This is a genomic window from Leptolyngbya sp. PL-A3, from assembly GCF_039962325.1.
In the GTDB taxonomy this organism is placed as follows: domain Bacteria; phylum Cyanobacteriota; class Cyanobacteriia; order Elainellales; family Elainellaceae; genus Vacuolonema.
In genome coordinates this window covers 1-23,316 of sequence record NZ_JAMPLB010000061.1, presented here as the reverse complement: position 1 = coordinate 23,316, position 23,316 = coordinate 1, and the positions used below count along the sequence as shown (strand labels likewise).

The following is a 23,316-nucleotide window of genomic DNA, read 5'->3' as shown; positions in this document are numbered from 1 at the left end:
GAAGAGCCCTAGTAGTAGGCCTTTCAGTAACTAGCTTGTCTGCCATTTTATATAATCCATTGTCTATAGTTGAAAAACTAAAAGTGATAGAAAAGCACTCTTCAAATCAACCTTGAGAGTTAGAAAAGTATTAGAAGTACGGCTATAGCTGTAAAGCTTGTAACAAAAGGGGAGAGGGAAGCAAAGTTTTCCTTTCCTTTCATTCAACTATTTAGGTCGATCGGAATAGGCCTTTCTATTACATCGCAATCTTTAGTATTCTTTGGCAGATGAAGTGAAATGCGTCTGTCCTTTTCTCCAGACAACATTTACAAACTAAACAAGAACGCTATAACGACGTTGATTGATCAGTAGGCGACATAATTCAATATGGAGCCAAAATGCTGAGCTACTCGTGCAGAGAACGGTACAGCATCTTAGGTTTTATGGTGATTTGAGGTGGGCCGCTTACCGAAAGGAGAGAGGTAGCGGACAACACGGTTCTTCTCCTTTCAACACAAGTGCGTGGTAACCGCCAGAGCATTCTGCGTTTACAGCACTGATTATTTCTGAAGAGCCTTTGGAGTAAAGCTTTTCAGAAATAATCAGTTTTAACTCAGCATTAGTTCGGACAGTTTTTCTGAAACCCTTGATTTTGCGTGCGCTTCGCGCACGCAAAATCAAGGGTTTCGGAAAAACTGTCCAGAGTATTGCTCAGGTGAAACCGCAACATCCTACCTGCCAGAATTTGGCAGCCTGTCAAAATTGATAGGGTGAACTGCTAGATTCCTAAGACTTATGGCATCCGATGTGGCTTTGAATGTTTAAGGTTGTTGCTTGGGCCAGCTGCCTACAGCACATTACTCGCTTCCTTCCCATAGGCTTGCCAGGCCAAATCGACTAGACCGTTGACAATGGCAGCCGCTACGACTGAGTTGCCCTTACGGCCTTCAATTCGAATGTGGGGAATGAGAGAGTTAGTTAGGCGCTCTAAAGCTGCATCCACACCAACAAATCCAGCCGGAGTCCCAATCACGAGTGCGGGTTTGATTTCTTCCGTTTCGATCAGTTCCACCAGGGTCGTGAGGGCGGTTTGCGCCTGCCCTACTACGAAAATGGCTTCTGGGTAGCGCCGTGCCAGGGTTTCGATGCCCCACGCGGCACGGGCTTTTTCTCTCTGGGGACGGGTTAGGGCATCGAGGCTACAGTAGACAGGATTTGCAAAGGTGCTTTGCGTCGTCGGCGTAATCCCGACCTGCACCATAGGAACGTCGACAACAATGGTGCTACGGGCTGCAAGAGCAGCAGCACCCGCTTGAAGGGCACTGTCAGAGAATCGGATCAAGTTTTTGTAATCAAAATCTGCAGTGGCATAAATTACCCGTCGAACAATTTCGTACTCCGACGGGGAAAAGGTATGGGCTCCAATCTCGCGATCGATGATCTGAAGGCTTTGAGCGTCCGTGACGTGCCACTCCATGATAAAACTCAGGTACTCAGGTGATGGGTCAATGAAGGCATATTGACCTTCAATGTTACATAGTTTTGAGGCAGAGCCTGGCGAGTTTCTACAAAACTATGAATTTTGTATGGCTGCTGGGACCTGAGCAGGAAAATCTAAAATTTACATTGACTGCTGCCTTGCAACCGCAAATAATGATTTCAGCTACGTTTGATAGACTAACGCTCCTAATTTTTACTTGCTGAGTGAAGCTATGAAATGGGATGTGGAACTGCGTTTCTACATCCCATTTCATGGGAAAAATTGAACATAAAAATTGCGTAGCACTGCGCTACGCAATTTTTATGTTTGAGCAATAGGGGAATTCTCTAATTTTCGGACGAAGCCGATGGATTCAGCATGGGAGACAGGTAAGCAACCAGAAAACCCATCAAGAAGCCGGCCACGTTACGCGCTAGAGGAAGCCAATCAGAAGTTCGGGTAATCACAGGAGCAATTCCAAACGCAATGAACAGAATGCCCCAGAGAGGTGAGAAAATCAGTGCCCATTGCCACGCGACAATCTGGCCTGACTCACGAGGCTGCGCCGCGAAGCCGCAAATGATACCGCCTAGCACTGAGGTGATTAGCGTTAAAATCCACTGCTCTTTGGGAAGGCCAGGAACAACATTACAGCCACCCTGTCGAAGGCACTCCTCGACTGACGTTAATGCGCCAAGAATAGAACCGTCTTCCCCTTGCTCCCGGACAAAGAACTGATTGCCGTAGCGGGTTTGAAGCTCAATCCAAAAGGTGCGGGGAAGTAACTCGTAAAACGCGTCTCCCACACTGAAATTCAGCAAATTACCACCCCGTGGGTCGGCAACGAGGAGTAAGCTTTTTTCGTCAAGCTTCCAAAAATCCTTAACAGCACGACCCGGCGTGCGATCGAACTGGGTTAGCACGCGTAGCTTCCAGCCCGTTTCCTGCTCAAACTCATCCAGATGGCGGTCGAGATCTTCCTGCTGAATAGAAGTTAAGGAGTCCGCCAGGTCGATGATGTTGGTGGGATTGTCAGGTAACAACTCAGGGTTATCGTAGGCCCAGGCAGCGGGAGCGATCGCCCAACTCAACGCTACCAAAGCAACTATCACCACACCTTTAAGCACTTTGTTGAACTGCGATCGCACCGATATCATATTCAACCCGGCCTCGAACTATTGGATCGATATACTAAACCCGAATTCTAAGTCACGACAAATCATGAAGAAGAAATGCCAGTTATTTACAATTCGTAACTCTAATTTAATATAAAACCGAGGTTTATGGCTATGGGGCAAGCATCTTCATGGGGTCAAATGGCCCTTGTTGAGCATGAATTAAGGCCAAAGTTCCTCTGTACCAAGGGCTACGAGATTTTTGTAAATCTCGTACTTAACGTTCGTTAAACTTTAGGGCTAGGTTTCCAACCGTACACAAGGCATTAGGTGTGAAATATTCTATACCTTATGTACTGAACCCATTTGTGCACTGCTGTAGTACCCCATTTGGGTTATGGTATGGCCTTATGAAAAAATCTGGGCTTGCGATCGCCTCTCGAATGCCAGCGATCGCAAGCCCAGTTCTGAAACATTAGTAGCGGCCGTGTTTCTTGGAAAATGGTACTTTGTTCCTGGGGTGGGCCATGACCATTTGACCTTCAACACTTTATACGGCTCGCCTTTGCGAAGGCTGATGCCATATTGTCTGTTCTTACAAAAGCCCTGCGCTGTTATACAGAGTCGGCGTTCTGCGATCGCCCTCGATGCCCAGGTCGTTCTGGGTTGCCATAAGATGGCTCCTCGAAGTCTTCATCGTAGGCGGCGAGCTCTTCGGCGTCATAGTCTTCGTAGTCGTAGTCGTCTGACAAATCCTCAATGGCATGGGTCGTACTGGCAGGAAGCTGATCATAAACCCGTTCCGCTTCTTCGTTCCAGGCAGTGTTGCCATTGGGAGATTGGGTAAACGACTGCCAAGCCGCGCGAAAGCCGACCATAAAGCTGCGTGTTGTCTTTTGGGCTTTTTGGGCTCTTTGCCGTACCGAGGTGACGCTACGATCGACCTGCCGAACAATACGTCCGGCACTCTGAACACCTTCGCTGACTTCATCCGTCAGGTCCGTAATTTCTAACCCCGTTAAGCGAATCGCCTCCAGCGTTGGGGGCAGTTCGCGGTTGAGTGTGTCAAACAATTTTTCGGCACTACGGGCGGCCCGTGCCAATTCTCTCAAGGCCGGAAGGGCCGCCATCAACACTGCAGTGAGGGAAACGGCCACCAGGAGGAGTGATAGTCCCAGCCAAAATAGGGGGTCAACCACGGCGCTTGCTCAATTACGCAGGGTCACGGGGATGGGAGGCAACCTCAGTTGCCTCAGCCTGAGGGCGTTCACGTTGGCTGGCTTCAACCCCAACGGCGATCGCCTGCTTCAGACGTGTTAAGGTGCCATCCCAGTTCTGAACGGCTTTGCCCGACAATCGACCCGCCTGAAGTTGGACGGAAGAGGAGAGATCCTCTGCCAGTTCAGGCAGTGCATCCGCTGACTTTTTGAGCAGTTTTCGGGTTTCACGACCCGAACGGGGGGCTAGCATCAGCCCGGTTACGGCACCCGCTGCCGCACCTAATAACATACCCACGACAAATGCTCCGCTTGCTCCTGAACGATTGTCTGCCATGCCTCGCTATCTTGCTCCTGCCAATGGTTGGGCCAGTCAGGCGGCCTTGCGCTTTAAGCTTAACATTCACTGGCTCCAAATGACTGAAAGCAGCGCCCTGGGCCATTAATTCTCATTTTTGTGTTGCAGTATCACTCATTTTGGTGGGTAGAACTTATGATTTTGTCCCCTACTATTGACCTGCTATCAAGACCGTTTTGAGAAACGGCGATCGCGTCTCTTCTGGCGAACCCCCTTTCCCCCAGTCTCCCGCTGCCAAGGTAAGCCACCCCGCCAGAGCGTCAGCCCTAGATTGACAACGGTTAGTGCCTGGCGTACTTGCTGAAGTTGCGGAATCAGTTGTTGATAACGTTGCCGTAACTGAGCCACGCCCAGTTGCCCCTGAAAAATTGCCTCAGGTGCTCCATATAGCACCTGGTGGGTATTTTGCTCAGCGTTGCTCAGCACGTTGGCTGCATGGGATAGAACCTGGCTAAACCGCCAAATCCGCCAGGCCGCATAGAGACATAGCAGAGACAGGACAATGTTCGCCAGCACAACAATCGTCAACATGGAGCAGGGGAAAGCAATGAATACCAAGCAGTGCTTAATCTTCCTTCAATCATCTCATATTCATTTATTCATTTTGTTAGGACAGTAGGAGATTGCCAGCACAGGCTATCTGGAATAGAACTCCTCTAAACTGAAGCCTAACAGACAGGCGTGAGCTACCAGGTCAGGTTCGAGAACCGTAAAACAGCATTTTCCTTGTAAAAACCTGAGGATACCGCCTATGTTGGTCAACCGTGGGGCCCGCTGGAAAACCTGGATTCCTCGATGGCGGCGATGGTCATCGCTCCTTGTCTTAGGGGTGTGCGTTCTGTTGGGTGTGATGTTAGCGATCGCCCCATCCCTCCAGGCGCAAACCGACGAGATGGCTGTCGATGCAAGCATTATCGACATGGAGCGACGACTGGAAGGAGAGTTTGAACAGTACTTTGATCGGGATCTTCCAGCTGATCAACAGAATCCTGATCAAATTGCAGCTACTCTGACACGCATCGGGCAGGAGACGGGAACCCACCCGGCCGTGCTCTGGGTAACGCCCAAGCCTGATAGCCTGCGTTTGGTACTGATTACTTCTGGGCACCGTCCCGTTGTGGTGGAATCCAGTGAAGTACCACAAGCCCTGCTTCAGGAGACGGTGCGGTCTTTTCAACGAGACATGACTCGGGGGAACCGTCGTGTTTCCCTGGACAATGCCCAGCAACTGCACCGCTGGATCATTGAGCCGTTTGAATCGGAATATCTGCGGCCCCAGGGCATTGATAGCTTGCTGTTTTGTTTGAGTGATGGAGCTCGAGGGTTAACGCTGGCGGCTCTCCATGATGGACAGCAGTTTTTACTTGAAAAGTACGCGCTGACGCGTATTCCGGCTTTTAATCTAATCCATACAAATGTCACCAATATCCAGCAGGGCGAGTTGCTGGCGATGGGAGCTTCCGAATTTCAGCAGCTCAATCCGTTGCCAGCGGTTCCGGTCGAGCTCTCGACAATTACAGCGCAAATGGAGTCTGTGCCCGGGACTAACATCACCTGGGATGCCCAAACTTTCTTGAATGAGGAATTCACTCTGGATAATTTCCAGGCCAAGTTGGCAGAGCGACCCTATGATATTGTGCACCTGGCGACCCATGCGGAGTTTCAGCCTGGTAAGCCCGATCGCTCCTTCATCCAATTTTGGGATGCTCGACTGACCCTGGAGCAGATGGGCGTCATGGATTGGCATACAGATCAACTGGAATTGCTGGTGCTAAGTGCCTGTCGTACGGCTGTGGGAGATGCTCAAGCAGAGTTAGGCTTTGCAGGGTTGGCCTTGCAATCGAATGTGAAAAGTGCCCTTGCCAGCTTGTGGTATGTCAGCGATGCCGGAACGTTGGCTTTGATGACGGAGTTTTATCGACAATTGGCGATCGCCCCCACCCGTGCCGAAGCCCTACGCCAAGCCCAACTGCGCCTGCTACGAGGGGATGTACGATTTGAGGGAGACCAACTTCTGATGTCTCGGGGGGCCATTCCTCTTCCCAAGCCCCTTGCCTTTCGTACGGAAAGGGATTTATCTCACCCCATTTACTGGGCTGGTTTCTCCTTAATTAGTAGCCCGTGGTAGGCCAATCCGGTAAGGGACGGGAGACGGATGTGAGACGCAGTCCCACACCCATCTCTCGTTTCTCACTAGATCCGAAAGAGTTATAAATTCTGGACTTACGCATTTGTGTTGTGGGTGGGGTGCTTAGCACCCCACCCACAACACAAATATACGGATAGCGGACTTGCGTAAGTCCTGAAATTGCGTAAGCTATGCCTTATAGCGAATGGCATTGGTAATTGATCCATTCCAGAATGCGGTTCCAGGCCCACCAGGGATCGGGATCTTGGGCCTGGCGCTGGCCAGCTTTGCTGCTGAAGTACCCCACATGGCCACCGTGGGGAGTCAGCATGAGATCGATGGCCGTATTACCCGTGCAGGCAGCCTTTAAATCGGATACGAGAGTAGGGTCGAATAAAGGATCGTCAGCAGCGTAAAGAATAAGAGTTGGTTTCGTCAGTTGGGGTAACAGCGGTAGGGGACTGCTGGCTTTATAGTAGGCCTCGACTGAGGGGAAGCCCAGGCGACCGATCACCAATTCCCGGTCGAAAGCCCAGATGCTATCCACCCGTTCGATGGCGGCCCGATCGATCGCCTCCGGGTAATAGGTATGAAGCTGCCAGGCTAACTGCTTCAGTTGTTGAGTGATGGATTGCTCCAGGCGGCGACCGAAGGGATGGGTCGTTAGATAGGTGAGCGATCGCACCGAATCCAAGCTGGGGCAGATTACCGCCCCACCTCCGATGTCAGCCTCAGCTAGCCTTAAAGTATCCGGCGGTGATTGCCCTGCCTTGATGCCCCACAGCGCTAGCTGCCCCCCCAGAGAAAAACCAGTGAACCAGAAGGGAGCGGGGCATCCCAAATCCTTGGCGATCGCTGCAATATGGACAAAATCTTCCCCTTCGTACAACCCATCGGAGGTGAGTGTAGGGGATAGCTCCGCCGTTTTGCCATGAGCCCGCCAGTCGAAGAGTACTACGGCAAATCCCTGAGCGACTGCCTTACGCCCCAGCAGTTTGAGATACCACTGATTTTCCAGGTTGCCTGTGATGCCATAAGTACCTACCAGTGTTGCCTTCGGGCGATCGGGTATGGCAACTAGGCCATATAACGGTACACCTCCCGCACCCGAGAAAATGTGAGGGTGGTAGTCAGGCTCTGGTTCTGCAAGGGTTTTCTCCCAACTCCGGCTGGCCCATAGGGCGGTGTAGAGAGTCATGGGTAACCCCTGGCGAATAGCCCAGGGTGGGCAATAGGGAATCGGACGCATCGTTCAAGACGGAACACCAGATTTTGAGAATAACTGGAAGTAGAGCGACTGAGATACTTCTTTCAGTGGAAAAGCGAGATACGTGAGCGGATTAATCGTCACAATAATGTTGCGAAATCCACGCTTTGCCAGGAATACGATCGCCCGTCCCACCCAGTCCGCTGACATCACCCCAATGGGGTTGAGATTACTTTTAAAGGGGCCCAAAATCAGCTTTCGGATAACGCAAGGGGCATCCAGGCGGCGCAGGGTGATGAGATGACCCAGAGTCCGCTTGGAGAGTTCATAGAGGGGGCTAATGGCTGGGCCTACTTCCGCTTCAGACGTATTAATCCACAATTCCTTTAATGTGTCGGAATCAGCCGGATCGACCGTGCTGAGAAAAAGCTCTGCTAGGTTCCATGCCGAAAAGGTATTGACCTGGAACGATTTTTGGATGGCAGCAGGGGAGCGATCGCCATGCACATTAATTCCATGATTAATGATGAGAATGTTGATGGATTGCAGGCGATCGCGCAGTTCCTCCTCCTGCCCGGCTTGCCAGCACACCACCTCGACTCCCTCCTGGAAACTACTGTTCTGAGATGTCGTCAGGGCAAGCACCTTCGCTCCTTCTTGGAGGAGGGTACGGGTGAGCGATCGCCCCAGAGTACCGGATGCGCCCGTGATGGCAACCACTTGCCCTGCCAGCCACTGATGCGTTGATGATGCCTGATGATTCATACGCCTTCTGCTGATAAATCGGGTGTCGTGAGCCTTCCGTCACAACTTCTAAGGATTCGTTAGGATGAACCCAAGGACGGCCCAAACCGTTAGTCTAATGTACTGTGACCGTTCACAAACCGACGTTCTGGCGTTTGATTTGGGACTCTAAACTGTTGATCTTTATAGATGAGGAGTAGCCTATGTATCTCGTCACAGGAGCAACCGGAGGACTGGGGCGGCGCATTGTGCAGGTGCTGCGAGAACAAGGTAGCTCCGTGCGAGCCTTTGTGCGGCTTACCTCGAAATACAGCAGCCTGGAACAGCGCGGAGCCGAAGTCTTTATTGGCGATCTACAACAAGAGCGAGATCTTCAAAAAGCTTGCCAGGGTGTAGATTACATCATCAGTGCTCACGGCTCTAATGAAGTGAGTGGTAGTGCGCAAGCCCTTGATTATCGCGCCAACATTGAATTGATTGATCAAGCGAAAGCGAACGGTGTGAAGCACTTCGTGTTCATCTCTGTGCTGGGGGCCGATCGCAACTATGAAGATGCCCCGGTTTTTAAGGCAAAGCGAGCTGTAGAGCGGTATCTCGAAAATAGCGGCGTTCCTTATACAATTTTGCGGCCCTCTGGTTTTGCTTCTAATCTACTGCCTCTAGCAGAACGCTTTCAGCAAACCGGAATTTACGTGCTAATTGGCGATCCCCTTTCCCGCTCGTCTATTGTTAGTACCGATGATTTGGCCCGCATTGCGGCGGCTTCTCCAACGACCGAAGGGGCGCGCAATCAAGTATTTGCTGTCGGTGGGCCTGAAGTTTTAGAGCGGGGTGAGATTCCTAAAATATTTGGGCGCATTTTCAAAAAAGAGCCCATTCTGCTCAATCCGCCTCTCCTGGCTGTAGATGGCATTCGTTCTCTTGTCGGTGTCTTCAATCCAGGAGCGAAAGCTGCTCTCGGCACCTTCCGCACTCTACTCGCCCATGAGTTTTATACCACCCCTGCTGAAGTAGAGCGGCTAGAGTCGGTCTATGGTTTCAAGCTAGAAAGCCTGGAGAGTTTTGTGCGCCGTTATATGGGGTTATGAGTGTAGAACACTGGCGTGGCTATATGCCATGTGATTGAAGACTGCTCTGGCTTTGAGGGGATGAATTGGGCTGAATCTGAAGCCTAGACTGGGATGTCATTTTCCAGTTAAAGCCTGTGCAATACATTCCTTTACTCCTGACCGTGGGGTTACTCCTCCTCTTAATTACCCTGGGTTCGGGGTGGATTGTGCGGTTACCCCTATCCTATGCACTGATTAATTTGATTGTGGGGATCGCCTTGGGTCCCCATGGGATGAGTTGGATTCAACTCCGACCGAATGCCGAGTTTGTGGAACGTCTGGCCGAATTGGTGGTGATTATCTCAGTCTTTAGCTGCGGTCTCAAAATGCATCGCCCTCTAAAACTGGGAGCCTGGCAAACCACCATTCGGTTGATCGGCTTTCTGATGCCATTGTCGATTCTGGCGATCGCCGCAGTCGCTCATTGGCTCGTGGGGCTCGACTGGGGAACCTCTGTTCTATTGGGTGCAATTTTGTCGCCCACAGACCCAGTGTTAGCATCGGAAGTTCAACTCTACCACCCCCATGACAATGATGAAGTTCGCTTTGGCCTGACCTCTGAAGGGGGGCTGAATGATGCTCTGGCCTTTCCCTTTGTTTACTTTGGGCTGTACGCCCTAACCAAAGGGTCGTGGGACAACTGGTTTCGGGAATGGGTCGCGGTGGACCTTCTGTGGGCGATCGCCGCTGGTCTCGTGATGGGCTACATCGTTGCCCAAGGAATTTTATGGTTAAACAGACGCCTGCCCCGCCACCAGCAGGAGGAAGGGGAAATGGAACTGCTGGCCCTCAGCATTGTGTTCATCACCTATACGCTGACCGAAATTGTTAATGGATATGGATTTTTGGCTGTATTCGTTGCAGGGGTTACCATTCGCAAGAGCTACTCCTACGACTCAGAAAAACGCATGGCTCAGCTCTATTTCACGGAGCAAATTGAAAAACTTCTAGAAGTGGGCACCATCCTAATCCTGGGGGCGATGCTTCAATTTACGTCCATTGCAGAAAATTTTTGGGCCGAATTTGTGATGGTTGTGGCGGTGCTGTTTATTGTGCGACCCCTGGGCACGTGGCTCAGTCTTCTCGGCAGTGGATTGCCTCGCACCAGCCAATGGCTCATGGGTTGGTTTGGCATCCGTGGTGTGGGTTCTATTTACTATTTGGCCTACGCCATGGGGAAAGGGTTTGAAGGCCCGCTAGCCGAAAAAACAGCCTGGATTGTTTATAGCGTTATTCTGGTTTCCGTTGTGCTACATGGTATTAGCGCTACTCCTTTGATGCAATGGTACGAAAGCAAGCAGGGGGTGCAGGAGTAAGTAGGCGATCGCTAAACCGAATTCATCGCATGGAGTTGGCCTCCCATCGTCAGGGCTGGTCAACTCCATAGTGTCTAGAGTCTATGACTTAAGGGGTATCTCTTAAGATTGGCCCCCTAAAAAAATCATTTATAGAGAATTACGACTGGCGGCATAGTACGAAAGGAGGAGTACCATTCCCCTCGTCTTCAAACCTTTGATAGAACTACAGGCCCACTTAGGGACAGAGGAGCGTGTAAATAACTGGTATAGACACGCCCATGCAATACCTGTATTGTTTGCTGTCAAAGCATTTCAGAGCTTTAAAAGTGGCATTTTGCCATTCCCAGACTCCCGCTCAAGAAATATATCTCAATAGATATTCAAAATCTGTTCTGAAAAGGTTTTGATCTATCTCATTCAGGCAAGTTGTTGGGAGTGAAAACCATGATCACCGTAGAGAAAGTATTAGAAGTTGCTGCCAGTGCTGGTTACCAGTTTCTGGGAGGAGTTTCTAGTAGTCGAGGTGGATATGCTCTAGCGCACCTGAATGCAGAACAGCCTATCGCTATCTGCAAAACCCTGGATGAGGCACTAGAGTTTCTGTTAGCGCACAGTCAGAGCAGTTCGTAATAGAGTTATTTTTTGTTCACCTTAAGGGGGCGCATCTCAAGGGAAAGATTATTCCATGGCTAGGTCTTGTTCGATTGCACTTAAAGCAGCCTCAACTTCAGGAGAGGGCGATCGCCCCCATTCCATTTCCCGAATCTGTGCCCGATTAATACCCATCGCCAATTCAATCTGGCTTTGTACCGTCTCAATTCTGTCGTACTGGTAATAAAACTCTGGCCCAGGTTTAATGTGCAATGCCAGTTCATCTAAAGCGGCAATCAGTAGGGCTGCGTCTTGATAGGACAGGAAGAGGTTATTCATAGGTTGGGTGTCAAGGGGATAGCGGATTCAGCCAGTGGGGTCAATTGAAATTCTCTTAATTGTATTGGAACAAAAAAATGTGAGGATTTTGTGAGGATGGAATTTAGAACAGGCACTAAGCAAAACTTAGAACCCTAATTGTGTCACTGCTTTGCCGCGGTACAATTAGGGTTCCAAGTTTTGGTACAGGTAAGTGTCAAATAAAATACCAAAGCATCACCATCATCCTGGATTTTTCAAGCTCCAGGTTTTACGCTCAATGTCCCAGGAATTTTGCAGTACTTCAGCGGTTAAGCGAGTTCTGCGTTGACCCAGTTCCGAGATTACAAGCGCCTTAAACCCATAGTCTCCCAATTCGCTGAACCAGAGCGCAATCCCAGTCGCTCGTTCAAAGTCGTCTGGGTTGCTGACATAAATGTAAATTTGCCCCTGTACCGTCAACACCCGAGAAGCGGCAAGCGATTCCTGAATCGCTTCGGGCAACGTTGATAGCACTAGATTAAACCGTAGGCGCTCATCCTCACGCTTCAATAGATCATCCTGTAAGCGCTGACAACAACGCCGGGAGTAATCCCGGCTGTACGAGCGTCCATCAGTAATCTCCAGGCGATCGCAACACAAAGCCTCCAGGGCTGGAGCAACCCAGCGAGCCAGGCGGCAGGTGCGCTTAGCCAGTTTGGCAGTATTAGCAGTAATGGTGAGCGATCGACCCCATCGCTCAATGCGGCGGCCATCCAGCAGGTAATGAAGGGATTCGGGCAGGTTCTCGTGGAGGATTGCCAGCAACGTACTTTTCATCGCGGTGTGGATCAGGGGAGTAAATAGCCAATTTTTGCATGCTCTAGCCTATCTTTCCCAAATTGACCTCAATAATTAGGTAGAGACGAGGCCACTTGTAACTAAATTAAATATTCTGCTCAAAAGCATAAGGAGCCGACGTTCCAGAGGCTGGAGTACAAATATTTGTAACCCTAAAAAGTTTTAGGCAAATAATGCGTTAGTGTAGATCTAGGGGAAGAGAAGGTCAGTGGGGGTCAATCGCTGGCAATTCATCCCCTTTTTTTATGAATGCAGCTTGTGTAAGTTCCTATATGAAGCATGAATGTCAGGTGTGGCGGGTTTACGTTTTTACACCTGACGTTAATACGTGAATCCTGCAATGTTCTGAAACCCCTAATTGCGAGCATTTTGTGTACTCAACAAGGGTTTTGGGAAATGTACAAAATGTGGGTGTTTGGGCAAAAAGTTAGCTGCGCAATTGGATTTTCTCGATTATTATTCCCGCACTGCCCACCAAGGCAGCGATCCCGGCCAGGATTAGCAGTGTAATCAGGGCTAGACGAAGCAGCGGTAGAAGATCCCGGTTACCCTTGCCATTTGGACGCGCATCTTCTGCCAGTTCGCTGAGAGAAACCCCACGCTTGCTGCGAAACAGGCAGAAGGCGATCGCTTGCACTATTCCACCTAAGCCCGGAATCAAAATAGGGGTTGCGAAGCGAATGGGCAAGTTGGTCTTAGAACCCAACAATCCCGTGAAGATGTAAAACACTATAGAGAGGAGGGTTACTGCAAACGGAGTCAGCACCCAGGCATACGCTCTTTGAAGATAGCGGCGTAGCACAAGCCATTGAAAAAACAGCAGGGGTAACGTTCCCGCGATTGCCAGGGGCAGCGGCATGGCATAGTTTCCCCCAAAAGTTTCTAGAAAAGCTGTGGGGTCTTTCTGGGATTGAGCAATCAAGTAATTGGTCCACAGCTCATTCCCCAAATTAATGACTATTTGCCCTAGGGCATTGGCTGCAATCCAATGCCAGGTAGGGATGTAGCGGCGTAACACCAGCCATTGTCCCAGTCCGACTGTTGCTCCTGTCAGCAACCCCTGAACTAACCCCTTCACCATGTCGTCACTCAGGGGAATTGCCCGAAGCGGAAGAGGCCAGAGATAACGGGCAATTAGCCACGAAATAATTGTGACGGCCACATACCCAAGGACAAAGCGTCGTCGTGAAGAAAGTTCGATCAGAAGGGGGCGGGTGCCATCTCCAGGGGAATCACTCGTTGCCGCTATAGGGTTTAGATCAGAGGGGTCAGAGGTCATACGTTACAAATAGACATGGCGATTTCATCCATCTCAGTCTAGGCGCTCTCTCTTAGGTGGTAGATCAGCCACACAAAACATTACAAAATCTTCTCAAGCTATTTTTCCCACATCCAAAACCGTTGTTCTAAAACCTTTTTGGAGTTCCTTCGGTGAGTTGAAGTGAACTCCTTTCGATTCCCACTGATCCGTCTTTCCAGATGTTGGGAGCGCGCTAAATCTGTATGCACAGAGAAAAGACACTTGTACCTTTTCCCACTTCAAAAGGATCGTTTAAGGTATTGAAATCTGTAGAACCTGTTGAATTGTTTATTTGTTGTGCTGTATACGTTGCATGAGTTAAGCATGAGACACAATATTTTGTACGGAATCTATTTATGTAAATTCAATTGTTGTTTGTTATATGGTCTGTATTAGTAATTACTTAAAATTGTATGAATGTGAATCAAGTTTCTGAATGCGCTGCGATCGCCCAAGGTTAACACAAGAGATCAACTTATGTTTAAAAGTGAACTGACTTAGGCCGTGTTTTAAAACTAGCTGAAAGAGTTATTTTTTTGCGCTAAATGCACAAAAAATAACTCTTAAAACAGATCTTAGGCCGTCGAATACGAGTTGATCCAAACTGACGTTACATATGAGTCGGCAGAGAATGGCAGCCTCTGCGAGAATAGAGAACGGATGCCGGGTGCATTCTCTTTCGATATCGCCTTAGTGCTACACCCATCAGGCTTCCTCTATTTGCCACGGAGACCCAATCATGCCTGTTACCGCCCTTTTCAAAAGGCTTAACCTGAAGGAGCAAACCGAGGTTCTGGTTCTCGATGCCCCCGACAGCTTTGAGGCTGAAGTGGAGGCTCTGGATGACGTTCCTGTCTACGATGATGTGCGAGATATCGATGAGATTGCTTTCGCCCTAGTCTTTGTGATGTCGGAGGCCCAGGTGGAAGCTGCTGCTGAGGCGATCGCCCCCAAAGCCCAGGCAGATGCCATTATCTGGTTTGCCTATCCCAAAATCACTTCAAAACGCTATCGCTGTGACTTTGACCGCGACACCGGCTGGGCCGCCCTCGGTGAATTGGGTTTCGAAGGTGTACGCCAAGTGGCGCTCGACGCCGATTGGTCAGCTCTGCGTTTTCGCCGCGTCAATTACACCAAGACTGTGAAGCGCGATCCGAATCAAGCGCAAACGCAGCAGCGAAAGGCGAGGGTTGAGAAGAAGAGTTAATACAATATCTTCTAATTTAGGAGATTTCCAACAATGAAATTACCCCCAGGATGTTGGTGCTTTGCCCGCGAAGCGGGCAAAGCACCAACATCCTGGGTAGATTCTTATGCAGAAACCTCCTTAGTGAGGCATGGGAGAGGAGTGTGGGACAACGATTCACACCCCTCTCCCATACCTCTACTCTTTAGGCAGGACTTACGCCTGTGTGTGGTGTACTACACACAGGCGTAAGTCCTATGAACTGGCAAGGGGTCTAAGAGCTTAAGGCAATTTGTACCCTGTCACTCGCAACGTTAACTCCCCTGATCGCGGATTCTTAGAAAATACAAACGCCCCTTCTTCACTCTCATTGCCAGAGAGAAAGTCAAATTCTTGTTCGCCAGACTCAGCGACCTGACCATTGATGCGCAGCTCGGCCAGAACTCGCACAGACTCAGCAGTGCCGCCGCCTGTATTGGTGAGTTCGAAAGGGACATAATACTGGCCGTTGGCTTCTCGAATATCTTCGGGACGTTCTAATGAGAGTTCGGGAGGGCGATCGCCTTCCTTATTAACCCAGAGGTAAATCACCAGGCCGACGATGCTGGCCAGAATGGTGAGAGCAATGCCGAAGCTCACCCGCTCAGGGAGAGAGCGATCGCCCTGCGTGTTTTTCTGTTCTGCCTGAGTTGTCTCCGTTGTCTGGCTCATATTGCTAGCCTCCCGGCAGCGCCGCCGATGGTGGCAGGCAGTCCTAAAACAAGGGTATAGCGTAGCCATACACTCCAGGGGTCGCTAAACTGCAGTTGTTGAAAGAACCACAGCATAACGGCGGCGGCGGCCAAGGAGATCAGATAAGCCGCGATGGTTTCGCCTAAGGGGCGTTGAAAGATTCCTTTCTGCTGCATCCGTTGTTGCTGCTTGGCAAAGCCCGCTTCAAACACGATGCCGTAGGAGATCAGCAGCGAAATGACAATAATGCCCAACAACCAGGGGATTGGTATTGCGGCTGCTAGCATCGGTACTTCATCGGTGGGAGCAATGTTAAAGGCAATGATGGTACTGCCAATCAGAGTTGCACCAATGTCTGAGAAGGTTGCATACAGTTCACCGGAAGGTTGAGCGGTGCTAGCCGGGGTGTTGGAGTTAGATTCAGTATTACGATCGCCCCGCAAAAATTGATTGGCCAGGGCTATTCCCAAGGTGAAGGGTAGGCTTTCATAGACCAATTTCCCTAATGCCTCGTCCATTGGGGTTCGCAGGGTAATCTCCTGCAGTAGCACCAGAATTAATGCCGTACAAAGCAGGCCTAGAGCGATCGCCTCCACACTATCGATAGCAGCCTGCCGAGAGCCATTGCCCTGCACATGTCGAAAACCTTCTGTGCGGTTGAGCAGAAATACCACGATATAGGTTACGACCAGGGCACCCAGTATCATGGGCGGGCTTACGAATGACCCGATCCACCACATCTCCATGGTGTAGAGCAGTGGAATCCCAAACAGAAAACCCCCACATGCTCCGCGTACCAGGTCTTCCGCTTCGGCTTTCCACGCCTGCCGTCGCCGTCGCCGTGCGATCGCTATCGGCATTTCCCCCTCCCTTACAAGACCTAGCCGACTCATCCGTAATCTTTTAGGAATGATAGCTATATCATGTCTAAGAAATTTGGATGTCTAAGCATTGCTCAGAGGTATAACAGCCCACATCTACAGCAGGATGGATCTTTACCTTGGGCTAACGCAACTCGCTCCTGATGTCCTGAAGTTTTTTTGAGGGACGCGCAAAGCGCCCCTCAAAAAAACTTTTGGCGTGCTCTCTGCACACGCCGAAATGGGCTCTTGGGCTTATCCAAAATTGAGGCTAACTAACACAACAAAGGCTATAGAAGCAGTAGTTATGGGAACAGCACAACTCCTGGCTAATGGTGTTACTCGTATACCGCGTAATTGACTCGTTTTGTGTAAGGGTTGATGTCATGCGGGCATACCTAACCTCTCACAGAGCTGCGCTCAATCAAGTTATAGGGCCTCCAATCGAAGGGCTATACCCAGGGGGGATGGCATGGTGCTAAAGGCCACACCATTTCTGATGACAGCTCCCCCATCGGAGAGGAATATTAAAGTCATAACGACTACAAAGAGTGTCTTCCTGTGATATAGTCGTAACAGTTCGTAAGAATTCTGGTCGTAGTTGCCGGAGCTTTGCTGTGCAAGGTTCTGGGCGATTGCCAGTGTTCCACATTGACACAGTTGTTGCAGCTTTGCAGACCCTTTAGGAGTGTAGATTTTATGACTCATCACGATTGCCTGCGCGTTGGGCAAGCGGCTCCCGAATTTACCGCTGAAGCCGTTGTGGATCAAGAATTCAAGACTATTAAGCTGTCGGACTACCGTGGCAAGTATGTGGTGCTGTTCTTCTACCCGCTAGACTTCACCTTTGTGTGCCCCACAGAGATTACTGCCTTTAGCGATCGCTACGAAGAGTTTAAGGCTATCAACACCGAAGTTCTGGGTGTTTCTGTGGATAGTGTTTTCTCTCACCTGGCTTGGATTCAGACCGACCGCAAGAGTGGTGGCGTGGGTGACTTGGCCTATCCTCTAGTAGCTGACATCAAGAAAGAAGTTAGCTCTGCCTATAACGTTCTCGATCCCGAAGCTGGTATTGCCCTGCGTGGTCTGTTCATCATCGACAAAGATGGTGTGATTCAGCATGCCACCATTAACAACCTGGCCTTCGGTCGTAGCGTTGATGAAACTCTGCGGGTACTGCAAGCTATCCAGTATGTACAGTCTCACCCCGATGAGGTGTGCCCCGCTGGTTGGCAGCCCGGTGATAAGACTATGAACCCTGACCCTGTGAAGTCTAAAGAGTTCTTCGCGGCTGTGTAAATGGTATATTCAGGTTTTTTTGCAAACTAAAGAGGGTGCAAAAAATCTTGGAATTATAGCTCTGTAACAGATTTCCAACGTACTTAAGGGGAGCTTCAGCTCCCTTTTTTTTGACGTTATAGCGCTGTGCACATTGATTAAGTACAGTGGTGTGGAGCCCGAAGTGCGCCACACCACTGTACTTAATCAATGTGCACAGCGCTATCGTTTGGCTTAAAGGTGTTTCCGATTGCCGTGCAACATCAGCACCCGGAAGCCGTTCCGTGGGCAAGTTCACCCAACGGTAGGAAGAATGTGATAGGAGCGATCGCTATCCTCTTGCTCTTATCTAGTCCTCGTTGCCGGAGCTGCTTATGATTCCTTCTCTGACTCAGTTTGGTGAGCAGATGTCTTGCTTGACAGGCGTTCGTGCCATCATGAAAGACATTCGAGAGACCTTGGGTGAAGCAGCGGGGCAGGAATTTATTAACTTGAGCGCTGGCAATCCGGTGATTCTACCGGAGGTAGACCAACTGTGGCGGGATTGTACTCAAGAGCTTCTGGCCAGTACCGAGTTTAGCGAGGTGGTGTGCCGTTATGGTTCCAGTCGGGGTTATGAACCGCTGATGGAGGCGGTTCTGGCCGATTACAACCAGCGTTATGGGTTGAACCTGACGGAGCGCAATATTTTGGTGACACCGGGGAGCCAATCGCTTTACTTTCTCGTAGCGAACGCTTTAGGTGGCTATACCAAGACGGGTGTGTTGAAAAAGATCCTGCTGCCCCTCTGCCCGGATTACACAGGCTATGGTGGCGTAACGCTAATTCCCGAATCCCTGTCGGCTTGTAAGCCACAATTGAACATTGATGCCGCTGCTCATCGCTTTAAGTATCGGCCTGATCTCGATCATTTAACGATTGGTGAGCAAACGGGATTTGTGCTGTTTTCGCGGCCCTGTAACCCGACGGGAAATGTGGTGTCGGATGAGGATGTGAAGGCGATCGCCCACCTCGCTGCTGCTCATAACGTGCCCGTATTCGTAGATTCGGCCTACGCACCCCCCTTTCCCAGCCTCAACTTTACTGAGATGACTCCCATTTTTGGCCCCAACATCGTGCACTGCCTCAGCCTTTCTAAGGTAGGGTTGCCCGGTGAGCGGGTGGGCATTGCGCTGGGAGATGCGGCTGTGATTCAGGTATTAGAGGGTTTTTTGACAAATCTTTGTCTGCATTCTTCACGCTATGGGCAGGCGATCGCGGCTCGTGCTATTCGCTCGGGCCGCTTAGCTGAGATTTCTGAGCGGGTCATCCGTCCCCACTATCAGAACAAATTTCATTTACTTGAGAATGCTCTGGATGCAGCTATGCCAGAATCGTTGCCCTGGTTCTTGCACCGTGGCGAGGGGGCTATCTTTGCCTGGTTGTGGTTGAAGGATTTGCCTATCAGCGACTGGGATTTTTACCAGGAATTGAAGCAGGCGGGTGTGATAGTGGTTCCCGGCAGTGCCTTCTTCCCTGGCTTACAGGAACCCTGGCAGCATACTCGGGAGTGTTTCCGTATCAGCTTAACAGCGAGTGATAACGAGTTGACGACTGCAATGGAACGCCTTGCAGAGGTGGTCGAAAGGGTCTATCAGCAGTCAGTGCAGGGTTAAGTTAGTTTTTCGCATCAATAGCTCAATCCTGTTCATAACGGAATTTTTTTGGTTTATTGTTGAGGTGGTTTTTGGTGTGCGTGGAGGAAACTTATGATCCAACGGTACGCGATCGCCTGTATAACTCTCGTTGCGGTAGCTTTACCGCAGGTGGCTCTGGCTATTCCACTGCAAGCGGGCACCTATAGTAACCGCAACCGCATTATTGACATTCGGTCGCAGGGCGATCGCCTCTGTTTTCAAAGCTTCTCTAACAACCGTTTGGTGACGGCATCCATATCGCGCGATCGCAGCAATAATGACTTTTATAAAGTTAACGAAACCGAGGAGCGGCTCTATCAGGAGGAACTGGGCAGAATTTTGGCCGGACCACTGCACCAGCTTCAGCCATACGCCCTCAGCAACGACTATTCTGGTAATGTGAACCCCCTCATGCGGGAATGTCTGGATGACAATGGCCGATACTACGAAGAAGTCCAAACCGTTGGTTAAACAACTTCCGGTACCTCCGGAGGGCTGGCTGGAAATTGGCACCATTGTCGGTGCCCATGGTCTACGAGGGGAGGTGCGCGTTTATCCCACCTCAGATTTTCCAGAACGATTTTTGGAAGCAGGACAGCGTTGGCTTCAGCGCCCCGGTAGCGATACACCAACCCCCATTCAACTGGAGGAGGGCTGGCTGCAACCGGGTAAGGGTAATTTTGTCGTCAAACTCGAAGGCATCAATGATCGCGATGATGCTGAAGCCCTACGGGATTGTCTGCTGTTGGTTCCTGAGAGCGATCGCCCGTCCCTGGAAGAGGGCGAATTCCATGTGGCTGATCTCATTGGCCTGCGGGTAATTGACCAATCAACCCAAGCTCAAGTTGGGGTTGTGACCAACGTCCTCCCGGCTGGTAATGACCTGCTTCAGGTAAAGCTAGACACGCCTCGGGACAAAACAACGGATGTGCTGATTCCCTTTGTAGAGGCGATCGTGCCTGTAGTGGCGATCGATCGTGGCATTGTGGAAATTACGCCCCCTGCCGGATTAATTGACTAACGCTTCTCACTCAAAATGAGGTATAAAAATAGCCCATGAAACTTACGTTCCATGGGCTATTTTTATACCTCATTTGTTAATGCCAAATTTGGGTTCCGGCATTCTCGTATAGTTTGTGATACCAATTTAAAAACCAAACTAGGCAGATGTTTGTAAGGAAATGGCTCGTCGAGCCATTTCCTTACAAACACCTGCACTGGGTTCCGTTCAAATGGGTATGAAACAGGTTTTGAAAGGTGAAATAAGTACAGCCCATTGCTACTTTTCAAAAATAATCTGTCCCAGCTTAATTATCTAACTTCAGTTCGGGATAAGCTGAAGTGCTTATTTTGGCGTGTGCTTTGCGCACGCCAAAATAAGCGTTTTCGAGTGCCGCGCAACACGCGGCACTCGAAAACGCCCTTAACCCGAACTCAGGTTATCTAAGGCTGTATATGTCTCACATTCTCATCGGTGTAATGGGGCCAGGAGATGCTGCTACAGCAGAACAGTACCAGGATGCCTATAACTTAGGCTTCCAGGTTGCCCAGGCAGAATGGGTGGTGTTGACGGGAGGGCGTAATGTAGGGGTGATGGATGCAGCCTGCCGGGGCGCAAAGGCTGCGCAGGGTCTGACGATTGGAATCCTGCCGGATAGCGAAGAGAGGCGAACTTCGCCGTACGTGGACATCCCTATCTACACAGGGATGGGCCATGCCCGCAATGTCATCAATATATTGTCCAGCCGGGTAGTAGTGGCCTGTGGCATGGGAGCCGGTACTGCTTCAGAAGTGGCGATCGCCCTCAAAACCGGAAAGCCTATCATCCTCCTGAAGCCAGACGCCGAGAGTGAGGCGTTCTTTTATAGTCTAGGTACCGAGCACCTGTATTCTGTGCACCAACCAGAGGAAGCGATCGGACGCATTCGGGAGATTCTAGAAATTGCCTGATCTTGGTGTTGCACTGGTCATCTTTGTAATTTAAGGCTCAATTTCTGCAGATTCAGGTAATCCTTAAAAGAAACCTGATATTTATTCAAAAAATGCCCTTGAGAAGACATTTTTTCGCATTACTAATTGCATAGAAAAATGTGATATTTCTTCCGTTTAAGGGGCCTGTGCAATAATAGAACTAAATCCTGTGTTTCCTGATTTGAGGGGCCAACGGTCTTATAAAAGCCCAATTAAAAAGTGAGGTCCCAGGCATGCTGATAGGTCTAAAGGCCGCGATCCAATCACTAGACAAAAATTGGCATTAAAGAGGAACAGTTATGGTTTTTCCCCTCCACCATTTAAACCCTCAAGCATTAACCGTAAATCCTATTGCAAAGTTATCCATCACCCTGTTGGCCTTAGTCAGTTTGGGTCTGGTTCCAGAAAGGGCGACTGCAAATCCTGTTCCTGTAGCATCTGATGCTGCGGGAGCGATCGCCCAAGCCACCCCTGATATTGACACCTCCGTTACTCGGGAATACGAGCCTGCCATCATTTATGTCCCCGATCCGGCAACCCAAGAGCTGGTACCTCAGTCAGTGTTGGTTACCTCTGACACCCCCGCAGTAATGGCAGTTGGGCAAATTGTCGAAGCTTACGAGGGGCAGGATGTAGGCATCACAGGCTACGAAGTCAGCGTGAATCCCCAAGCACGGGAAGCTGAAGTGAACTTTGAACTGGAACCTAACCAAAGCAGCGAAGTTTTCCAAAGCCTCAGCAGTGCGAATCAATACAGCCTGTTTGAAGCAATCCGAGAAACCTTGCTGACCCAGCCAATGTATGGGGTGGATGAAGTTATTTTCCAGGCAAACGACTCGGCCTTTGATATCTAGTAGGTTGCGGCCTAAGTTCGCAACCTATGTTTTTGTGTAGGGTGCGAAGCACCCTACACAAAAACATAGGTGATGGATTTCCCCTCAACCTACTAGGCTAATTGGACGTAGGTAAGTAAACCGTTGAACTTCACTCAACATCAGAGCTTGAGCAGGTGTAGGGCATGAGCCCCTCACGGTAGGGAACCGTGAAATGGGTTCTCACGGGGAAATATGAGAGAAACAGGAGTGTTTCTTAACGTCAGGCAATAAGACAATGAAGGATGAAGGTGGTCAGAACCATTTAATTCTATTAGATGAAATTCGGCTCCTACCTCGTAGTTAGTCTATAGTTGCTGAAGGGTATTGTGGCGATCCCTACAGAAGAGCGCTTCTTCGGCATTCTTGGGGTAGAAGTCACGCTCAAAAAGTTGGTGTGCTCTCTTGGGCTGTGTGGCCGTTACTTCTATGAGAGAGGTATGGTGAGAATAGAGATGGATGAGCTCAGAGGCTCGCTCATTTGAGTGTGCCAAGTTTGCTAGATTCGTACCGGAGGTGGTCGTTTTGGAACAGTCGTCTCAACCTGAAAAAAATCAATTTCTTTATCCGGCCGGTCACTACCGGGGTGAATTTTCGTTGGAGAACGTTACGTTCAACGCGAATCTGCAAGAGTTTGCCCAACGTGTTGGGTTTGTCTGCAATCTTGAAACGGGTGGCAAGCTAAGTCCCGAGCAAGCCTACGAAGAGATTCGTACTCTTTGGGATCGCCTACGGGAATCTAAGAAAAACTTGTTAGATCATCCTGAGTATCCCAAACCGGAGCTGCCGCCCGATACAGAGTGAGCCCTTCAATGAGGGATAATTCCCTGATCTAAGCAAAGTTGCCAGCTACTAGAAACCCGGTGTTTTCCAAAACACCGGGTTTTGTGTTTTTCCCAGCGTTTTAAGTCACTACTATGCTGGGCTGTATAAATAAAAGGTGTAGTGGAAGGGGCACGGCCTAAGGAGGTTTCTGCATAAGAATTTACCCAGAATGTTGGTGCTTTGCCCGCGAAGCGGGCAAAGCACCAACATTCTGGGGGTAATTTCATTA

At 50.0% G+C, this 23,316-nt stretch carries 27 protein-coding genes; 13 read left to right on the top strand and 14 right to left on the bottom strand.

The annotated features are described in order from the left end of the window. Positions 1 to 829: 829 nt before the first annotated feature. The 5 genes from NDI52_RS27885 to NDI52_RS27865 all read right to left on the bottom strand — a co-directional run bounded on the left by NDI52_RS27885 (position 830) and on the right by NDI52_RS27865 (position 4,683). Positions 830 to 1,459 (bottom strand): precorrin-8X methylmutase, encoded by a 630-nt coding sequence (locus NDI52_RS27885; protein ID WP_190773651.1) that lies wholly within the window; start codon positions 1,457 to 1,459, stop codon positions 830 to 832. Positions 1,460 to 1,809: 350 nt separating this feature from the next. Further along, entirely contained in the window at positions 1,810 to 2,619 is an 810-nt protein-coding gene (locus NDI52_RS27880) for a TPM domain-containing protein (protein ID WP_190773677.1), read from the bottom strand. 572 nt (positions 2,620 to 3,191) lie between these two features. Then, positions 3,192 to 3,776 carry a DUF948 domain-containing protein gene (locus NDI52_RS27875; protein WP_242035870.1) on the bottom strand — a complete coding sequence of 195 codons (585 nt, stop codon included), beginning with the start codon at positions 3,774 to 3,776 and terminating at the stop codon, positions 3,192 to 3,194. A gap of 13 nt (positions 3,777 to 3,789) precedes the next feature. After that, the gene (locus tag NDI52_RS27870) at positions 3,790 to 4,131 is read right to left on the bottom strand and encodes a YtxH domain-containing protein (RefSeq protein ID WP_190773652.1); all 342 of its coding nucleotides are present in this window, start codon (positions 4,129 to 4,131) and stop codon (positions 3,790 to 3,792) included. A gap of 186 nt (positions 4,132 to 4,317) precedes the next feature. Beyond that, complete coding sequence (locus tag NDI52_RS27865) at positions 4,318 to 4,683, bottom strand: hypothetical protein (protein ID WP_190773653.1); 366 nt, start codon at positions 4,681 to 4,683, stop codon at positions 4,318 to 4,320. A gap of 220 nt (positions 4,684 to 4,903) precedes the next feature. On the opposite strand from NDI52_RS27865, the gene NDI52_RS27860 reads away from it, so the two are divergent. Continuing rightward, complete coding sequence (locus NDI52_RS27860) at positions 4,904 to 6,280, top strand: CHAT domain-containing protein (RefSeq protein ID WP_190773654.1); 1,377 nt, start codon at positions 4,904 to 4,906, stop codon at positions 6,278 to 6,280. A gap of 196 nt (positions 6,281 to 6,476) precedes the next feature. On the opposite strand, the gene NDI52_RS27855 is transcribed toward NDI52_RS27860, so the two are convergent. Together NDI52_RS27855 and NDI52_RS27850 are read right to left on the bottom strand one after the other, a co-directional pair. After that, positions 6,477 to 7,529, bottom strand: coding sequence for an alpha/beta fold hydrolase (locus NDI52_RS27855; protein WP_190773655.1), 1,053 nt, complete (start codon positions 7,527 to 7,529; stop codon positions 6,477 to 6,479). A gap of 3 nt (positions 7,530 to 7,532) precedes the next feature. Then, positions 7,533 to 8,252 (bottom strand): bifunctional sterol desaturase/short chain dehydrogenase, encoded by a 720-nt coding sequence (locus tag NDI52_RS27850; RefSeq protein WP_190773656.1) that lies wholly within the window; start codon positions 8,250 to 8,252, stop codon positions 7,533 to 7,535. 182 nt (positions 8,253 to 8,434) lie between these two features. Between NDI52_RS27850 and NDI52_RS27845 the strand changes: the two genes are divergently transcribed. The 3 genes from NDI52_RS27845 to NDI52_RS27835 all read left to right on the top strand — a co-directional run bounded on the left by NDI52_RS27845 (position 8,435) and on the right by NDI52_RS27835 (position 11,268). Continuing rightward, positions 8,435 to 9,319, top strand: a complete 885-nt coding sequence (locus NDI52_RS27845; protein ID WP_190773657.1) for an SDR family oxidoreductase — start codon at positions 8,435 to 8,437, stop codon at positions 9,317 to 9,319. A gap of 116 nt (positions 9,320 to 9,435) precedes the next feature. Further along, complete coding sequence (locus NDI52_RS27840; RefSeq protein WP_190773658.1) at positions 9,436 to 10,656, top strand: cation:proton antiporter; 1,221 nt, start codon at positions 9,436 to 9,438, stop codon at positions 10,654 to 10,656. A 426-nt stretch (positions 10,657 to 11,082) separates the two neighbouring features. Beyond that, the gene (locus NDI52_RS27835) at positions 11,083 to 11,268 is read left to right on the top strand and encodes a hypothetical protein (protein WP_190773659.1); all 186 of its coding nucleotides are present in this window, start codon (positions 11,083 to 11,085) and stop codon (positions 11,266 to 11,268) included. Positions 11,269 to 11,316: 48 nt separating this feature from the next. On the opposite strand, the gene NDI52_RS27830 is transcribed toward NDI52_RS27835, so the two are convergent. The 3 genes from NDI52_RS27830 to NDI52_RS27820 form a co-directional block, all read right to left on the bottom strand. Further along, on the bottom strand, positions 11,317 to 11,568 hold the full coding sequence (locus tag NDI52_RS27830; RefSeq protein WP_190773660.1) for a hypothetical protein: 252 nt from the start codon (positions 11,566 to 11,568) through the stop codon (positions 11,317 to 11,319). Positions 11,569 to 11,790: 222 nt separating this feature from the next. Then, the gene (locus tag NDI52_RS27825; protein WP_190773661.1) at positions 11,791 to 12,366 is read right to left on the bottom strand and encodes a hypothetical protein; all 576 of its coding nucleotides are present in this window, start codon (positions 12,364 to 12,366) and stop codon (positions 11,791 to 11,793) included. Between the two features lie 448 nt (positions 12,367 to 12,814). Then, entirely contained in the window at positions 12,815 to 13,666 is an 852-nt protein-coding gene (locus NDI52_RS27820; RefSeq protein ID WP_190773662.1) for a hypothetical protein, read from the bottom strand. Between the two features lie 760 nt (positions 13,667 to 14,426). Here NDI52_RS27820 and NDI52_RS27815 point away from each other — a divergent pair. Both NDI52_RS27815 and NDI52_RS27810 read left to right on the top strand, forming a co-directional pair. After that, on the top strand, positions 14,427 to 14,894 hold the full coding sequence (locus NDI52_RS27815; RefSeq protein WP_190773663.1) for a hypothetical protein: 468 nt from the start codon (positions 14,427 to 14,429) through the stop codon (positions 14,892 to 14,894). A gap of 33 nt (positions 14,895 to 14,927) precedes the next feature. Beyond that, complete coding sequence (locus tag NDI52_RS27810) at positions 14,928 to 15,125, top strand: hypothetical protein (protein ID WP_190773664.1); 198 nt, start codon at positions 14,928 to 14,930, stop codon at positions 15,123 to 15,125. 30 nt (positions 15,126 to 15,155) lie between these two features. Here the strand turns inward: NDI52_RS27810 and NDI52_RS27805 are convergent, their stop codons facing one another. From NDI52_RS27805 to NDI52_RS27795, 3 genes are all read right to left on the bottom strand, one after another. Further along, positions 15,156 to 15,584 carry a TIGR02588 family protein gene (locus tag NDI52_RS27805; protein ID WP_190773665.1) on the bottom strand — a complete coding sequence of 143 codons (429 nt, stop codon included), beginning with the start codon at positions 15,582 to 15,584 and terminating at the stop codon, positions 15,156 to 15,158. Continuing rightward, positions 15,581 to 16,465: a TIGR02587 family membrane protein gene (locus NDI52_RS27800; protein ID WP_190773678.1), complete on the bottom strand. Its 885-nt coding sequence runs from the start codon at positions 16,463 to 16,465 to the stop codon at positions 15,581 to 15,583. The genes NDI52_RS27805 and NDI52_RS27800 overlap by 4 nt, the downstream gene beginning before the upstream one ends. A 429-nt stretch (positions 16,466 to 16,894) precedes the next feature. After that, positions 16,895 to 17,173, bottom strand: a complete 279-nt coding sequence (locus tag NDI52_RS27795) for a hypothetical protein (protein WP_190773666.1) — start codon at positions 17,171 to 17,173, stop codon at positions 16,895 to 16,897. Here NDI52_RS27795 and NDI52_RS27790 point away from each other — a divergent pair. The 7 genes from NDI52_RS27790 (at position 17,165) to NDI52_RS27760 (ending at position 23,066) form a co-directional block, all read left to right on the top strand. Next, on the top strand, positions 17,165 to 17,764 hold the full coding sequence (locus NDI52_RS27790; protein WP_190773667.1) for a peroxiredoxin: 600 nt from the start codon (positions 17,165 to 17,167) through the stop codon (positions 17,762 to 17,764). The two genes, NDI52_RS27795 and NDI52_RS27790, sit on opposite strands and share 9 nt — an antisense overlap. A 353-nt stretch (positions 17,765 to 18,117) precedes the next feature. Then, the gene (locus NDI52_RS27785; protein ID WP_190789432.1) at positions 18,118 to 19,398 is read left to right on the top strand and encodes a valine--pyruvate transaminase; all 1,281 of its coding nucleotides are present in this window, start codon (positions 18,118 to 18,120) and stop codon (positions 19,396 to 19,398) included. A 93-nt stretch (positions 19,399 to 19,491) separates the two neighbouring features. Continuing rightward, a complete protein-coding gene (locus NDI52_RS27780; RefSeq protein ID WP_190773669.1) occupies positions 19,492 to 19,890 on the top strand; it encodes a hypothetical protein in 399 nt (132 codons plus the stop codon). Further along, positions 19,853 to 20,440, top strand: coding sequence for a ribosome maturation factor RimM (rimM, locus tag NDI52_RS27775; protein ID WP_190773670.1), 588 nt, complete (start codon positions 19,853 to 19,855; stop codon positions 20,438 to 20,440). The genes NDI52_RS27780 and rimM overlap by 38 nt, the downstream gene beginning before the upstream one ends. A gap of 434 nt (positions 20,441 to 20,874) precedes the next feature. Further along, a complete protein-coding gene (locus NDI52_RS27770; RefSeq protein ID WP_190773671.1) occupies positions 20,875 to 21,369 on the top strand; it encodes a TIGR00725 family protein in 495 nt (164 codons plus the stop codon). Positions 21,370 to 21,689: 320 nt separating this feature from the next. Next, positions 21,690 to 22,244 carry a hypothetical protein gene (locus NDI52_RS27765; RefSeq protein WP_190773672.1) on the top strand — a complete coding sequence of 185 codons (555 nt, stop codon included), beginning with the start codon at positions 21,690 to 21,692 and terminating at the stop codon, positions 22,242 to 22,244. Positions 22,245 to 22,787: 543 nt separating this feature from the next. Beyond that, positions 22,788 to 23,066 carry a hypothetical protein gene (locus NDI52_RS27760; protein WP_190773673.1) on the top strand — a complete coding sequence of 93 codons (279 nt, stop codon included), beginning with the start codon at positions 22,788 to 22,790 and terminating at the stop codon, positions 23,064 to 23,066. A 5-nt stretch (positions 23,067 to 23,071) separates the two neighbouring features. Here the strand turns inward: NDI52_RS27760 and NDI52_RS27755 are convergent. Continuing rightward, positions 23,072 to 23,316 (bottom strand): hypothetical protein (locus tag NDI52_RS27755; protein ID WP_190773674.1); only part of this gene is annotated, 245 nt, incomplete at its 5' end.